This window comes from Pseudarthrobacter sp. NPDC092424 (genome assembly GCF_044754925.1).
GTDB lineage: Bacteria > Actinomycetota > Actinomycetes > Actinomycetales > Micrococcaceae > Arthrobacter.
On sequence record NZ_JBIVQC010000011.1, the window covers coordinates 19894 to 35507 of the forward strand.

13 protein-coding genes, 1 tRNA gene and 1 pseudogene are annotated in these 15614 nt (G+C 65.4%); 11 read left to right on the forward strand and 4 right to left on the reverse strand.

Annotated features, from left to right (window positions below):
• Positions 1-105 precede the first annotated feature (105 nt).
• On the reverse strand, positions 106-531 hold the full coding sequence (locus tag ACIQCN_RS13865; RefSeq protein WP_400604520.1) for a CBS domain-containing protein: 426 nt from the start codon (positions 529-531) through the stop codon (positions 106-108).
• A 241-nt stretch (positions 532-772) separates the two neighbouring features.
• Positions 773-854 (reverse strand) — tRNA-Tyr (locus ACIQCN_RS13870).
• 321 nt (positions 855-1175) lie between these two features.
• Here ACIQCN_RS13870 and ACIQCN_RS13875 point away from each other — a divergent pair.
• On the forward strand, positions 1176-1667 hold the full coding sequence (locus ACIQCN_RS13875) for a YajQ family cyclic di-GMP-binding protein (protein ID WP_079596566.1): 492 nt from the start codon (positions 1176-1178) through the stop codon (positions 1665-1667).
• Here the strand turns inward: ACIQCN_RS13875 and htpX are convergent.
• Positions 1664-2533 (reverse strand): zinc metalloprotease HtpX, encoded by an 870-nt coding sequence (gene htpX / locus ACIQCN_RS13880; protein WP_400611391.1) that lies wholly within the window; start codon positions 2531-2533, stop codon positions 1664-1666. The genes ACIQCN_RS13875 and htpX overlap by 4 nt on opposite strands.
• A gap of 33 nt (positions 2534-2566) precedes the next feature.
• Positions 2567-3839, reverse strand: a pseudogene (locus tag ACIQCN_RS13885) (MFS transporter).
• Positions 3840-3929: 90 nt separating this feature from the next.
• Here ACIQCN_RS13885 and ACIQCN_RS13890 point away from each other — a divergent pair.
• The 10 genes from ACIQCN_RS13890 to ACIQCN_RS13935 all read left to right on the forward strand — a co-directional run bounded on the left by ACIQCN_RS13890 (position 3930) and on the right by ACIQCN_RS13935 (position 15591).
• On the forward strand, positions 3930-4415 hold the full coding sequence (locus ACIQCN_RS13890; protein ID WP_400611392.1) for a Fur family transcriptional regulator: 486 nt from the start codon (positions 3930-3932) through the stop codon (positions 4413-4415).
• A gap of 7 nt (positions 4416-4422) precedes the next feature.
• On the forward strand, positions 4423-5904 hold the full coding sequence (locus ACIQCN_RS13895) for a catalase (protein ID WP_400611393.1): 1482 nt from the start codon (positions 4423-4425) through the stop codon (positions 5902-5904).
• A gap of 114 nt (positions 5905-6018) precedes the next feature.
• Positions 6019-6654: a DUF2461 domain-containing protein gene (locus ACIQCN_RS13900; protein WP_400611394.1), complete on the forward strand. Its 636-nt coding sequence runs from the start codon at positions 6019-6021 to the stop codon at positions 6652-6654.
• Positions 6655-6685: 31 nt separating this feature from the next.
• Entirely contained in the window at positions 6686-7966 is a 1281-nt protein-coding gene (locus ACIQCN_RS13905; protein ID WP_400611395.1) for a polysaccharide pyruvyl transferase family protein, read from the forward strand.
• Positions 7967-7971: 5 nt separating this feature from the next.
• The gene (locus tag ACIQCN_RS13910; protein WP_400611396.1) at positions 7972-10020 is read left to right on the forward strand and encodes a DUF6541 family protein; all 2049 of its coding nucleotides are present in this window, start codon (positions 7972-7974) and stop codon (positions 10018-10020) included.
• 176 nt (positions 10021-10196) lie between these two features.
• Positions 10197-11240 (forward strand): Ldh family oxidoreductase, encoded by a 1044-nt coding sequence (locus ACIQCN_RS13915; protein WP_400611397.1) that lies wholly within the window; start codon positions 10197-10199, stop codon positions 11238-11240.
• Positions 11241-11312: 72 nt separating this feature from the next.
• Positions 11313-12350: a sialic acid TRAP transporter substrate-binding protein SiaP gene (locus tag ACIQCN_RS13920; protein ID WP_400604569.1), complete on the forward strand. Its 1038-nt coding sequence runs from the start codon at positions 11313-11315 to the stop codon at positions 12348-12350.
• Positions 12347-12958 (forward strand): TRAP transporter small permease, encoded by a 612-nt coding sequence (locus tag ACIQCN_RS13925; protein WP_400604571.1) that lies wholly within the window; start codon positions 12347-12349, stop codon positions 12956-12958. Before ACIQCN_RS13920 ends, ACIQCN_RS13925 begins: the two co-directional genes overlap by 4 nt.
• Before the next feature lie 8 nt (positions 12959-12966).
• Positions 12967-14247, forward strand: coding sequence for a TRAP transporter large permease (locus ACIQCN_RS13930; RefSeq protein WP_400604573.1), 1281 nt, complete (start codon positions 12967-12969; stop codon positions 14245-14247).
• A gap of 39 nt (positions 14248-14286) precedes the next feature.
• Positions 14287-15591, forward strand: a complete 1305-nt coding sequence (locus tag ACIQCN_RS13935; protein WP_400604575.1) for an enolase C-terminal domain-like protein — start codon at positions 14287-14289, stop codon at positions 15589-15591.
• Positions 15592-15614 lie beyond the last annotated feature (23 nt).

Sequence of the window (15614 nt, forward strand, 5' to 3'; positions counted from 1 at the left end):
GGCTGCATTAACAGGTTGTCCGCGGGTCCGGTCCTGTGAAAGGACCCGATCCGCGGACAGGCCAGGCGTTACTTTGGCATCTGCTGCCTCAGCGGGCGTTTTGCTCTAGGCGGGATGGCGCTCTGAAATGTGTTCCACCAACTCGCCAACCCGCTGTTCGGTGTAGTTCCGGGCAATGTCGCCCTGGCTGATGATGCCCACCAGTTTGTGGTCGGCAATGACCGGCAGCCGCCTGATCTGGTGCCTTTCCATCAGCTCAATCGCGGCGTCCACATTGGCATCGGCGTCAATCCAGTGCGGCCGGCCGGTTGCGAGGTCGCGTGCCAGCATGTCGGCCGGATTGCGGCCGGTGGCAACGCACTTGAGGACGATGTCCCGGTCGGTGATCATGCCCGTCAGCTTGCCGTCGTCACCGCAGATGGGCAACGATCCGCAATCCAGGTCCATCATCATCCGGGCAGCGTCCACGAGGGACTGGCTTTCCTTGATACAGCGCGCGTCAGTGGTCATAAACTCACGCACAGCACTCATTGGGTCCTCCTTCATCGATGGAAGTATCGACGCAGGGCATCGGGGCACATGCGCCGATGCTGCCAGCCTACGCCGGTGCGCCGGGCAGTGTCGACGGCTGGTTTTCCACCCGGCCGGGCCCCGTCAGAGGCTTGTCCGCGGACCCGAAACGAGAAGGTTCCGGTCCGCGAACAAGCTTAGGAACCACGAACTCCGTGCAAAGAAAAACACCCCGGTTCGAAAACCGGGGTGTTCATTTTTGTGGCAGATGAGGGATTCGAACCCCCGTAGGCGTTGCCAGCTGATTTACAGTCAGCCCCCTTTGGCCGCTCGGGTAATCTGCCGAACTTCAAAAGAAGATCACCCCCGGCTGCAGTCTGCAGAGCGTCTGTTTCCAGGCCGTTCCGCTTCCGGTAACCGCGGGCAAGACAACTTTACAGAACTTCCGCCGAAGAATCGAATCGGACTCCCCGACAGCACGGAAGCCGCGGAACTGCGCGGAATTCATGGCGGATCAGGCGCGGCTCCGTCCCCGTTTCCGCTGAGAGGGAACTGTGAAGTCCGGAACCCTAGGGAACGGGTATCCGTATTAGGCTTGACGGCAGTGATCCCCGGCCCCGTCCGCGCACAGGGCCCAACCCCGGCACCACCGCAAAAGGAGAGTCATGGCAGGCGAGTCAACGTTCGACGTCGTAAGCAAAGTGGATAAGCAGGAAGTGGCCAACGCCCTGAACCAGGCGCAGAAGGAACTGGCCCAGCGGTACGACTTCAAGGGCGTCGGCGCTGAAGTGGACTTCAGCGGCGAAAAGATCCTCATGAAGGCCAACTCCGAAGAACGCGTCCTTGCCGTGCTGGACGTCCTCCAGTCAAAGCTGATCCGGCGGGGCATCTCGCTCAAGTCGCTGGACACCGGCGAGCCGTACGCCTCCGGCAAGGAGTTCCGCCTGGAAGCCTCCATCAAGGAAGGCATCGCCCAGGACCTGGCCAAGAAGATCAACAAGCTCATCAGGGACGAGGCCCCCAAATCGGTCAAGTCCCAGATCCAGGGCGATGAACTGCGCGTCACATCCAAATCCCGCGACGACCTCCAGGCCACCATGGCACTGCTGAAGGACTTTGAAGAAGCGGACCTGCAGTTCGTGAACTTCCGCAGCTAAACCAGCGGCCTGCCGGCCATCCGCTCAAGCCGGGCAATCCGGTCCCGCATGGGCGGATGGGTGGCGAAAAGCTTGGTCATCGCCCCGCCGCGGAACGGGTTGGCGATCATCAGGTGCGAGGCGTTCACCAGCCGCTGGTCCTGCGGCAGCGGCGCAATGGTGACGCCGCGCTCGATCTTGGCGAGGGCTGAGGCCAGCGCCAAAGGGTCGCCGGTAAGCTGCGCACCGTCCTCGTCGGCGTCGTACTCCCTGGTGCGGGAGATAGCCAGCTGGATCAGCGAGGCCGCGAACGGTGCCAGGAGCGCCATGGCAATCATGGCCAGCGGATTGGCGCCCCTCCGGTCCCCGCCTCCGAAGAAGAGGAGCATCTGGCCCACAGACGTGATCACGCCTGCGACGGCGGCCGCCACGGACGAGGTGAGGATGTCCCGGTTGTAGACGTGCATGAGTTCGTGGCCCAGGACTCCGCGGAGTTCGCGCGCGTCGAGCAGCTGGAGGATTCCCTCGGTGCAGCAGACCGCCGCGTTCTTCGGACTGCGGCCGGTGGCGAAGGCGTTGGGGTTCATGGTGGGCGAGAGGTAGATGCGCGGCATGGGCTGGTTGGCGCGGACGGAGAGCTCACTGACGATCTGGTGCAGCTGCGGGGCCTGGGCCTCGGTCACGGGATAGGCCTGCATGGAGCGGATGGCGATCTTGTCGCTGTTCCAGTAACCGTAGGCGGTGGTGGCCACCCCGACCAGGGCCATGATCCAGATGGGCGTTGAGCTACGGGTATTCAGCCCGATCAACCCGCCCAGTCCCAGCAGCACCGCCCATAGAACGCCGAAGAGCGCCACGGTCTTGAGTCCGTTGTAGTGCTTGTGCATTTCCACTCCCGTCTGCCACGCGAACAGTTGCCGCTAGGGGGCCGGGTGGCGGGCGTCGTACGCGGTGAAGCCCGGCTGCAGCCTGGCCGCCAGCCACGCAACGCCGATGCACAGCGCGCCGCCGAGCAGCAGCACCCAGCCCTCACTCAAAATCTTAGTCGCGCCGCCGGCCAGCAGGTCCCCCACCCGCGGCCCGCCGGCCACCACCACAATGAAGACACCCTGCAGCCGGCCGCGGAGGTGGTCAGGGGTTGCTGACTGCAGAATGGTGTTCCGGAACACGGCACTGATGGAATCGGCGATGCCTGCCAGGATGCAACAGAGCGTCGCCGGGACCAGCCAGGCCGTAACCGCACCATCCGGGGAACGTCCGGCCAGCAGCACCACCAGGCCAAAACCGCCAATGGACGCGCCCCAGCCCATGACCGAGACCACCACTGCGGTTCCTTGCCTGCGGATGCCGCCCAGCGGCCCGGAGAACAGCCCGGCCAGGAACGCGCCGACAGCTGTAGCCGCAAGGAGGATGCCCACGGTGGCCTCCCCGCCGCCGATCATTACCGCCCCGATCGCGGGAATCAGCGCCCGGGGCTGGGCGAGGATCATGGCGATGAGGTCGATGATGAACGTCATCCGCACGTTCGGCCGGGTGCCCAGGAAACGGAAGCCTTCGACCACGGACCGGATCCCTGCCTTGCTCCGCGTCCCGTCCGGCGGCAGGGGAGGCAGCCGGAACACCGCCCAGAGGACAAACGCGAAGCTGGCGAAGTCCCAAGGTATAGGTCCAGGCGAAGCCCACCCAGGCAACGAGGAGCCCCGCCAGCAGCGGGCCGGCGGTCATGGACAGGCCCATGGACAGCATGTTCAGGGCGTTGGCGGCCGGGAGCAGTTCGCGCCGGACCAGGCTGGGAATGATGGCGCTCCGGGCGGGCTGGTTGATGGCCTGGGCTCCGCTCTGCAGTGCCACCAACGCATAAAGGATCCACACGTTTCCCAGCGACAGCCAAGCCTGCAGCGCAATGAGCCCGGTGGTTAACCAGAGGACCGCAGTGGCAGCGAGCGCCACGCTCCGGCGGTCGTGCGAGTCCGCGATCGAGCCGCCCATCAGCCCGCCGAACACCAGCGGCACCAGCGCGAAAATGCCCAGAAGTCCCACATAGAAACTGTCCTGGGTCAGCCGGTACACCTCCAGGCTGACGGCCACCAGGGTGAGCTGGCTTCCGACGGCGGACACCGCGGATCCGAGCCACAGCCGGCGGAACGCCGGGCTCTCCCTGAGCGGCGTCACATCGGCCAGAAGTCTTCCCACCCTGACACCCTAATAGGCAAAACGCGGGGGAATCGGCAGCTTAGCCAACCCTTATTGTGAAGTACTCATAATAAGTGCTTGAATGGTCCCATGACGGAACTCCTGGACGGCCACGACTCATGGGCTGCCGCCCTGCGTGCCCACGGCCGGAGGGTGACCAAGCAGCGCCTCGCCGTGCTGGCCGCCGTCGAACGCCATCCGCATTCCCCGGCAGAAAGCATCCTGGCCGCCGCCCGCGCCGAGCTCCCGGAGCTGACGGCGCAGTCCGTCTACGTGGTACTGGGAGACCTCACCGACCTGCACATGCTGCGCCGGTTCGAGCCGCCCCACTCCCCCGCGCTGTATGAAACACGCGTAGGCGACAACCACCACCACGCCGTCTGCGTCAGCTGCGGCCGCGTGGAGGACGTCGACTGCGCCGTCGGGCACGCCCCCTGCCTCACCCCGCACTGGAACCCGGATGCCAAGCCGATGACCATCCAGATCGCGGACGTTCTGTACCAGGGCATCTGCCAGGAATGCCAGCAGGCCCAACAGCTTCCTCCCCACAATCCCTCGCAAGAATCAGAGAAATAGGAGAACAATGACTGCCGTTTCCACAACCCAGTCGGGTGCCCCCGTCACATCCGACGCGCACTCCAGGTCCGTCGGCGCCGACGGCGCCATCATTCTGACCGACCACTACCTGGTGGAAAAGCTGGCCCAGTTCAACCGCGAGCGCGTCCCGGAGCGCGTAGTGCACGCCAAGGGCGGCGGCGCATTCGGTACGTTCAAGGCCACCGAGGACGTCTCCGCATACACTAAGGCTGCCTTCCTGCAGCCCGGCGTCGAGACCGAAATGCTGATCCGCTTCTCCTCCGTCGCCGGCGAGAACGGTTCCCCGGACACCTGGCGCGACCCCCGCGGTTTCGCCGTAAAGTTCTACACGTCCGAGGGCAACTACGACCTCGTGGGCAACAACACCCCCGTCTTCTTCATCCGCGACGGCATCAAGTTCCCGGACTTCATCCACTCCCAGAAGCGCCTGCCGGGCACGCACCTGCGCGACGCCGACATGCAGTGGGACTTCTGGACCCTCTCCCCCGAGTCCGCCCACCAGGTCACCTGGCTCATGGGCGACCGCGGCCTGCCGGCTTCCTGGCGCGAGATGCAGGGCTACGGCTCGCACACCTACCAGTGGATCAATGCCGCCGGCGAGCGGTTCTGGGTCAAGTACCACTTCAGGTCCAACCAGGGTGTGAACTCCATGACCTCCGAGCAGGCCGAGGCACTGGCCGGCTCCGACGCCGACTTCTACATCCGCGACCTTTCCGAGAACATCGAAGCCGGCAACTTCCCCTCCTGGGACCTGCACGTCCAGGTCATGCCGTACGAGGACGCCAAGACCTACCGCTTCAACCCGTTCGACCTGACCAAGGTGTGGCCGCATGGCGACTACCCGCTGATCAAGGTGGGCACCATGGAGCTGAACCGCAACCCGGAGAACTACTTCGCGCAGATTGAGCAGGCCACCTTCGCGCCGTCGAACTTCGTGCCCGGCATCGCCGCTTCCCCGGACAAGATGCTGCAGGCACGCATCTTCTCTTACGCGGACGCGCACCGCTACCGCGTGGGCACCAACCACGCCCAGATCCCGGTGAACCAGCCCAAGAACCAGGTCAACAACTACAGCCAGGACGGCGCCGGGCGCTACCACTTCAACGCCCCCTCTGTTCCGGTGTACGCACCGAACTCCGTGGGCGGGCCTGCTGCGGTCGAGCCGCAGAACCCCGCCGGCGGCTGGGAGAACGACGGCGAACTGACCCTCGCTGCCCACTCCCTCCACGCCGAGGACAGCGACTTCGTCCAGGCCGGCACGCTGTACCGCGAGGTTTACGACGACGCCGCCAAGGCCCGCTTCCTGGACACCATTACCGGTGCCGTGGGCGGCGTAAAGAGCCCGGGCATCAAGGAACGCGCCATCCAGTACTGGACCAACGTCGACGCCGAACTCGGCGCCAAGCTGCGCGCGAACCTGGGTGCCGCTCAGCTGTCCGAGGCTGAGGCAGCCAACAAGATCGGCTAGATCCCTCACTCGAGACTCTCCGCCCCGCTACGGTTTCCGTGGCGGGGCGGAGTGTTTTCCACATACGACGGCGGCGCCATGGCGTCCGGGGCAGGCCTTCCTTAGTCTCGGTACATGACTGATTTCCAGGGGATCCCTGCCGAAGCCTTCAGCTTTTATGCCGAACTGGAGGAAAACAACAACCGGCAGTGGTGGCTGGAGCACAAGGACAACTACACCGGCCTTGTCCGGGATCCCGTCACGGCTCTCCTGGCGCAACTGACGCCCCGGTTCGGTCCCGGCAAGCTCTTCCGGCCCAACCGGGACATCAGGTTTGCCGAGGACAAATCACCCTATAAGACAGCGCAGGGCGCCTTCGCTTCCACCCTGGAAGGCGTGGGGTACTACCTTCGGATCAGCGCGGACGGGCTGCTGGTAGGGGGCGGGTATCATTCCCACACCCCTGCCCAACTGGCCCGCTACCGCAATTCCGTGGATGCGTCCGGGACAGGGGAAGCCTTGCGGCACATCGTTGACGGTGTTGCGGCGGCGGGGTTTACCCTGAACGGCGAGAGACTCAAGACCGTGCCGCGCGGCTTTGACCGGGACCACCCCCGCTCGGAACTTCTGAAGCATAAGACGCTGTCTGCGGGCCTGGAACTGGGCAAACCGGACTGGCTGGCCACGCCTGCGGCAGCGCAGGAGATTTCGGCACGCTGGGAACAGCTGCGCCCGCTGGTCGACTGGGTGGGCAGATATGCGGCGCCGTGACGGGCCGCCGGGGAACGATATAGTCGACTGCATGCAGCCGGGCCCCATTTATCTGATCGGCCCTTCGGGCAATCCCAACTTCGGTGATGAATTCATTGCCGCCGCGTGGCTGAAATACCTGGCCAAAGTCCGTCCGGGCACCGACGTCTGGCTCGACTGCCCCCAGCCAGGGCTGGCGCAGGTCCTGTTCGAAGGGATGCACCCCCGGCTGCGCGTCACGAACACCCTTTGGCGGCTGGTGCACGGGACCTCAGAGCTTGCACCCGATGCCGCGGCAGAGACGATCCGCGCCCGCGTGACCGGTTTGGGCTCGCCCCTCTATGACCTCGGACTGCTCAAGCTGCGCGAAGCCGAAACGCTCCACCTCATCGGCGGCGGCTTCGTCAACGGCACCTGGCCGGCCCACGCCGGACTGGTGGTAGCCATGCAGGCCGTACACGAGGTCACCGGCGCACGCCTGGTGGCCACCGGCCAGGGCCTGATGCCCGCGCTTTCCGAGCCTCCGGTGGAGTCCCTCTTCCAGGGCTTCACCCATGCCGCATCCCGGGACGAGGCCGGGGCACTCGCCTATGGCATCCCGCACGAACTCGATGACGCCTTCCTGGGCGTCACCGCTGAAATAGGCCGTGCTCCGGCGGAGCCGGGACTGTATGTCTGCATCCAAAGCGACACCGTCGACGCTGACCGGTTCGACAAAGCTGTGGAACTTGCCCGTTCAGCGGTGCAGGAAGCAGCCGCCCGGGGAACCACCGCCTATTACCTCGAAGCCATTCCCGGCGCCGACCGGCTCGCGTACGAGTCGCTGGCGGACCTGATTCCGGAAGAGCGGTTCATCCCGTTTGTCCGGATCTGGAGCGAGGGCCTGCCGTTGTCGGCCGAGCAGACCTGGGTAACCAGCCGGTTCCACTTCCACCTGCTGGCAGCAGCGGCGGGTGCCGGCGGCACGGCCGTGGGCATGAAGAAGGGCTACTACGACGTCAAGCACGAATCGGTGGCCGCCCTGGGCAGTGGGTGGGCCCTTGCTTTCGAAGAGCCCGCAGGCGGGGACGGACACGGCAGTGAACGCCCCGCGACACCGGAACAGCCCAATCTGCTGCATCGGAACCTTCAGGCACTGGTGGACCGGAAGCTCGCGGAAGCCCGCAGCATCTATCCGCCGCTGCCCCGCACTGAACTGCTCCTGCACCGCGCAGCGGCAGCGCGGCGCTTCGTGGCGGCGCGGGCTTCCGATGCCCTCGCTGCCCTCCCGGCCGGACTGACCAGGTCAGGGGGAGCTTCCCGGAAGCCGTCAGCTCCGTCCCGGAGCGCCTAACCCACATGCTTGATTGGCTTCCTGGGCTGGCCCCGTCGGTCCCGACCGTCATGCTGCTCACCGCGGTCTTCTTCGTCCCCGGCCTGCTGGTCCTCCTGCCGTTCAAACCCGGCTGGCCGGCCGCCGTCGCGGTAGCTCCCGCGGTGAGCCTGGCCGTCCTCTCGGCGGGCACCTTCGTGGCCGCCGGAACGGGCCTCCCCTGGAACCTCCCGACTGCCGCGCTCCTGACTGTCCCGGCAGCGGGCGGCGCCTGGCTTGCGGGCCGCCGGCTCCCGTTCAGGACCCCGCTGGTACCCGGCGTTTCCCTACCGCGCGGGCGTGGACTGCGCGCCCGTCCCATATCGCTTGCTGTCTGGGCAGGAGTGGCCTTCGCCGCAGCGGTGACGTCCGTGGCCCTGCTCCGCGGGATAGGCAGCCCCGGCACCGCATCGCAGGGATGGGATCCGGTGTTCCACCTGAACGTGCTCCGCTGGATCCAGGAATCGGGCGCGGCCACTCCCTGGAGCGTCGCGCCGTTGTTCGGCGCCGGCCGGCCCACCTATTACCCGGCCGGGTGGCACAGCGCGGTAGCCCTGGTGCCGGGCAGCGTGGCGGAAACGGCCAATCTGTCCTCGGTGGTCATCGGCGGGCTGGCCTGGCCAATTGGCCTGGCGTTCCTGGCGATGGCCGTCCTCCCCCGCCACCGCGCCGCATGGGCCCTGGCCCCCGTCATCGGTGCGTCATTCGTGAGCTTTCCCTTCTCCCAACTGGTCCGCAGCGGCCAGTGGCCCAACGGGCTGGGCACTGCCCTGGTGCCGGCCGCGCTGGCGGTGGCGGTCCTCCTGCTGCGGGAGCTCTCCACCCCGAAGGAGGGCGCAGTCCGGGACCGGCTCCTGCTCACTTCAGTCCTCCTGGCGGCCATGGCAGGCTGCGCGGCCGCGCATCCGAGCACCCTGTTCGCGCTGGCAGCCGCGGCCTTGCCGTTCATGGTGGCCGCCGCCGTCCCGATGCTGGTCCGCGGCATCAGGCACCGCCCGCTGCGGACGGCGGCCACCGCCGTCGTGCTCGCCGCCCTGGCTGCCGCCGCAGTGGCGGCCGTGACAAACTCCAGGATCCTGGCGGGCGTCATGGCCTATCCGAGGCCTGTCCGTGCGGAGATCCCGGACTCCTTGTACCTGGCGTTTTTCGATCTGCCAAGGTTCCCCCGCTTGTCGCCGCCGGCACCTGACGATTTCAATCTGGCCATCGGGATCCTGGTGATCGCTGGCGCGATGCTGGCCCTCGCCGTCAGGGAAGCACGTCCACTGGCCGCTGCGTGGCTGGTGTTCGCAGGCCTCTACGTGCTGGCCGCCGGACCGGAAAACAGCCTCCGCTGGCTGACAGGCTTCTGGTACAAGGACACCCAGCGGATCGCTCCGTTCATCGCCATGGCCGGCAGTCTCCTGGCTGCGCTGGCGCTTGCCGTTCTGGTGCCGGCGTCCCTCCGCCCGCTGCTCCGGCGGTTGCCCGAAAGAAGCGGCCGACGGCAGGTGCCCGCCGGTGCGGTTGCCCTCACCGCGGCGCTGGCCGCCGCCGGTTGGGGCCTCTATGCCTCTTCGGGGAACTTCAGGTCCGTGGAGCGGGTCGCGGTCACCGCGCAAAACTATGAGGCTTCCAGCCGGCCAGGCCACGGGATCCTGTCCAGCGGCGAACAGGCCTTCATTGAGCGCGCGGGTGCCATGCTGCCGCCGGATGCGGTGGTGGTGGGAGACCCGTTCAACGGGGAAACCTACTTTTATGCCCTGACCGGCAGGCGCGTGGTCTACACGCAGCTTGGGTCGGCGTCGTCCGGAAGCGCAGCAAAGGAACTGCTCCGGACCAGATTCAACAAGTTGGCCACCGACCCCGCCGTATGTGAGGCTTTGCGGACGCTGGGTGCCACCCACTTCTACCAGGACGCCCCGGGCCGGTCGCACGGCAGTGCAAGCCTGAAGCAATGGCCGGGTTTCTACAATGTGCCGATTGGCCAAGGGATCGAGGAGGCCCTTTCCGACGGGAAGCGCATCCTCTACAGAATCACGGCCTGCTCCCCGTAGAGCGTGCTTCCGGGCCAGCCCGACGACTCGACTGCATGTCGAGCCGCCCGGTCCACACCACCCCAGCCAACCGGCTTTTTCACCCCACTGGACGGACCCCCTGCTCCGGGGCTTGTGATGCGGCCCACTTCTGTATAGGATTCTGGTAATTCCTATATTTCGAAGGGTCTCCAACGTTGCAAACCCACCAGACGTATTTGGTCACTGACCTGGTCCACCTCGCGGCCACGGTACTTCAGGCCCGCGGCGTCCCCGCTGAAGACGCTGAACTGACGGCCCACTCGCTGGTCCAGGCAGACCAGCGAGGCATCTTCTCGCACGGACTGCTGCGCCTTCCGCTGTACGCCGAGGCGCTGCGTCTCGGCGGCATTAACGCCACCCCGGCGATGACCTTCTCCTCCACCCGGAGCGCCGTGGCCATGCTCGACGCCGACGGTGCGCTCGGCCAGGTCGCGATGCAGGCCGCGGTTCGCAGGGTCATCGAAGCGGGCAGCGAACACGGCATAGCCGCCGTTGCAGTCGCCAACAGCAGCCACTACGGAGCGGGCGCCTACTGGAGCGACCAGCTCGCCGAGGCAGGATTCCTTTCCTTCATCACGTCCTCCACCGGACCGGTGGTGGCACCGCACGGCGGCCTGGAGAAAGTGCTTGGAACAAACCCGCTCACTCTCGGCGCGCCAAGCGCCGACGGGTGGCCCCTGATTGCCGACCTCGCCACAAGCAATGGCGCCTACGGCAAGGTCATTGCTGCCCGGAACGAGGGCAAACCCCTACCCGAGGGCTGGGCTGTGGATTCTGAGGGAAACCCCACCACCGATCCCGCAGCGGCGGCGGCCGGGTCCATGATTCCCTTCGGCAGCCACAAAGGTTCGGCTGTCTCGGTGCTCCTTGAGGCCTTCGCCTCGTCGCTCACCGACGCAACATTCGCATACGAAACCATCGACATTTGGTCCAATCCCGCGTCCCGGATGAACAACGGGCACCTCGTTGTCGGAATCGACGCCGCTGCCTTCGCGGGCCGGGCCCACACCGCGGCCCGGGTTGCGGATCTTCAGCAGCGCGTCCGGCATTCGGGACCGGCCGGCCGCACGGTGCACGCGCCGGGGGACCCGGAACGCACACGTGAGACCGAAGCCGCGACCTCCGTACGGCTACCCGCCTCCACAGCAGACCAGCTTCGTCTGCTCGCACATGAACTCTCCCTCCCTACGCTCAACTGAACACATCAGCAGTCCAACTCAACCGATCACATCGACCCTCCGCACAACACGTATCCCTAAGGAACTCAAACAATGAAGCTTGAAAACTCCACCCCTGCCCGCCGTCGTCGTACGGGTGCCGCCCTGGGCCTCGCTGCGAGCGCCGCCATGCTTCTGTCAGCCTGCAGCGTCGGCGCCCCTGTTGACCGTGACAAGGTGGCGCAGGTAGATGCCGATGCCAAGACCCTGCGCCTTGCCCATGTGTACGACGCCGGCCACCCGGTTGAGAAGTGCGGCGTCACCACGCTGAAGAAGGAACTGGAAGGCAGCGGACTTCAGATCCAAAGCTTCCCCGCCGCTCAGCTTGGCAACGAGTCGGAATCCCTGGAGCAGGTTTCTTCCGGTGCCCTTGACATGGCGGTGGCGGGCCCTTCCTTCCTCGGCGTTTGGGAAAAGGACGCAGCGGTACTGGACGGCGCCTACCTGTTCGAGGATGTGGACCACTTCGCCAAGACAGTCGAGGGCGACACCATGAAGGGCGTTTTCGACAAGCTGTACGAGAGCTCGGACATCAAGGTGCTCTCCAGCTGGTACTACGGCACCCGCCACGTCACCGCCAACAAGGAAATCAAGGGCTCCCAGGACTTCGCCGGGCTGAAGATCCGCACCCCCAACGCACCGCTGTACCTGGAGAACATCAAGGCCATGGGCGGTACCGCCACCCCGATGGCCCTGGACGAGGTCTACCTGGCCCTCCAGCAGGGGGCCATCGACGCGCAGGAGAACCCCATTCCTACCATTTCCACCGCCAAGTTCAACGAGGTTCAGGACTACATCAACCTCACGGGCCACATGATCCAAGGCGTCATGATCACGACCGGCCGCTCAATCTACGAGGGCCTCACTGACGAAGAGCGCAGCGCCCTTGAAGCCGCGATGGGGCCGGCTGCCGATGCCACCCGCGAATGCATCGAGGAACAGGAACAGAGCATCCTGAAGGAGTGGAAGTCCGGCGACGGCATCAAGGTCAATGAGGATGTTGACCGCGCATCCCTCGCAGCTGCAGCCGAGAAAGCCATGCTCAAGCAGTCCTGGGGCGAGCTGTACCGGGAAATCAAGGACGCCCGATGATTTCAAGCAGTGCGCGGTCGGAGGCCCTGAAGGAGAACAACATCGCCACCGGCCCCCGCGTCCCGCAGGAACCGGATGAGCCGGACTTCGCGGAACAGCGCAGCCGGCTCTACCGGGGGCTGGTCAATGTGGAGCGTGCAGCTTCCTGCACGCTCCTGGTGGCCACGCTCGCCCTGATCGTGCTGCAGGTGGTCAGCCGCTACGTCTTCAATGCGCCCTTTAGCTGGACAGAGGAGCTCGCCCGGTTCGCGCTGCTGTGGTTCACGTTCGTCTCCGCCGGCTTCGTCATGGCCCGCCGCATCCATATCGCGGTGGACCTGCTGGCCAGCAGGCTGGGACGGACCGGGACGATCGTCCTGGACACGTTCGCTCTAACGGCGGTGATGGCAACCGCAGGCGTGATGGCGGTTACCGGCGCAGAATTCGCCGCCGACGCCAACCGGCTCCTGGCTCCGGCCACCAGCGTGCCGATGAGTGTCGTCTACAGCGCAGCGGTCACCGGATTCGCACTCATTTTCCTCCACGCTGCGCTGCACATCTACCTCAACATCCGCCACCCCGAGGTCGTCCCCGACGCCATGGAAAACCTCGAGCGGGAAGCGGTCTAAGGACTCCCATGACTCTCCTCATCATGCTTATTGCGCTGCTGGTGCTGCTGGCCTTGCGCGTTCCCGTCTCATTTGCCCTGCTAATCCCGTCGGTGTCCTATGTCATCATGGATCCGACGGCGCGGATCGGGACGGCGGTGCAGCAGACGGTCTCCGGTGTGGACACCTTCGCCATCCTCGCCGTGCCGATGTTCATCCTCCTGGGCAACTTGGCCAATGTCTCCGGCGTTACGGACAAGCTCTACGACGCCGCAGTGGCTGCCATCGGGCATCTCCGCGGCAGCCTCGGATACGTCAACGTTGCCACCAGCTTCGGGTTCTCGTGGATGAGCGGAGCGGCGATCGCCGATGCCGCAGCCATGGGCCGGGTGCAGGTGCCGGCGATGGTGGAGCGCGGTTACAAGCGCGAGTTCGCCCTAGGTGTCACCGGCGCCTCCAGCCTCATCGCCCCAATGATCCCGCCCAGCATTCCTGCGGTCATCTACGCTGTCACCGCGGGGGTATCCGTGGGCGCCCTGTTCATGGCCGGCATTGTGCCCGCTTTGGTGCTGGTCGCGTCTCTGTGCTTTACGGTCTGGCTGCTCATGCGCAAACGCGAGGATCTGCGGCTGCCGAGGTCCGGCTGGAAGCTGCGGGGGAAGACTACGCTGGCGGCCCTGCCCGCGATGGGGTCTGCCGTCGTCATTCTCGGCGGGATCCTCAGCGGCGTCTTCACGCCCACGGAAGCGAGCGGGATCGGCGTCATCTACATCTTCGTCCTGGCCCTGGCCTACCGGACGCTGACCTGGCGCAAAATCTACCGGACGCTGCTCACGACGGTGGAAACCTCCGGATCAGTTCTGCTGATCGTGGCCGCCGCCGCCCTCTTCGGCTGGGTTTTGGCCCGCGAACAAGCGCCCCAGGTGGCCGCCAACCTGATCCTGGACATCACCAACCAGCCGATCGTGTTCCTGATACTCGTCAACATCCTGCTTCTGATTGTCGGGTGCGTCCTGGAGCCGACCGCGGCCATCCTGATCCTGGTACCCGTGCTGCTGCCGGTGGCCGAGACCTTTGGCATTGATCCCATCCACCTCGGAATCATGGTTATCTTCAACCTCTTGATCGGGCTGATCACTCCACCGGTAGGCCTGGTGCTCTTCGTGCTTTCAAGCGTGACCCGGGCGCCGGTACCGACAGTTATCAAGGGCATCCTCCCCTTCTTCGCCCCGATGGTCCTCACCCTCCTGGTCATCACCTTCGTCCCCGCGCTTACCGTCGGGCTGCCCACACTGCTGGGCTTCCTGTAATCCTGACTGCCCGAACCAAACAGAACCAAGGAACTTTCCATGTCACGCATCACTTCAGTACGCACCACCGACGTGCGCTTCCCCACCTCCCTGGACCTTTCCGGCTCCGACGCCGTGAACGTGGACCCGGACTACTCCGCCGCCTACGTTGAAATAGCAACGGATGACGGCGAACGCGGCTACGGCCTGGTTTTCACCTGCGGTCGGGGTAATGAGCTCGTCACCGCGGCGATGGACAGCTACGGTGAACTGTTGGTCGGACGTGACATCGATGAGCTCGTCAACAACCTTGGAGACGCCTCCCGGCGGCTGGTCCACGATTCACAGATGCGCTGGCTCGGCCCGGAGAAGGGTGTGTCGCACATGGCCTGTGGCGGTCTTGTCAACGCCCTGTGGGACGTCCGGGCACGCCGCGAGAACAAGCCATTGTGGCTGCTGCTGAGTGAGATGCCGGTCGAGGAACTGGTCAGCGCCGTCGACTTCACACACATTGGCAATGCCCTCACGCCCCAGGACGCAACCGACATTCTTCAGCGCGGACAGGCCGGAAAGCACGAACGCATTGCGGAACTCCAGCAGCACGGCTACCCGGCCTACACCACCACGCCCGGCTGGCTTGGCTACAGCGACGAGAAGCTGGTCCGCCTCTCGAAGGAAGCAGTCGCTGACGGTTTCGGGATGATCAAACTCAAGGTAGCAGGCAGCATCGAGGACGACCGCCGTCGTCTTTCGTTGGCACGCGACGCAGTAGGCCCCAACGTCCGCATTGCCATCGACGCCAACCAGCGCTGGGAAGAGCAGGAGGCCATTGACTGGGTCAACCAGCTGCAGGACTTCAACCCGTACTGGATCGAGGAGCCCACCAGCACCGATGACATCCTGGCCCACGCAGCCATCCGCAAGGCCGTCCGCCCCATCAAGGTGGCGACGGGCGAAGCCGTGCAGAGCCGGATCATCTTCAAGCAACTGCTGCAGGCGGGCGCCATTGACATCATGCAGATCGATTCCACACGGGTTGCCGGTGTCAACGAGAACATCGCCAACCTGCTACTGGCGGCGAAATTCAACACGCCGGTTTGCCCGCATGCCGGCGGGGTGGGCCTATGCGAACTGGTCCAGCATTTCTCCTTCTTTGACTACGCAGCCGTCAGCGGCACCATGGAGGACAGGGTCATTGAATTCGTCGACCATCTCCACGAACACTTCATTGAGCCAGTGACCGTCACCGGTGGGCGCTATCAGGCACCTAAACTTCCCGGCGTCGGTGCAGAGATGCTCGACGAGTCCGCGGCGCGGTGGACATTTCCCACCGGTGCCGGCTGGCAGGAACTGAACGCACGCTGAGCTGGCTGAATGCCGAAAGGACT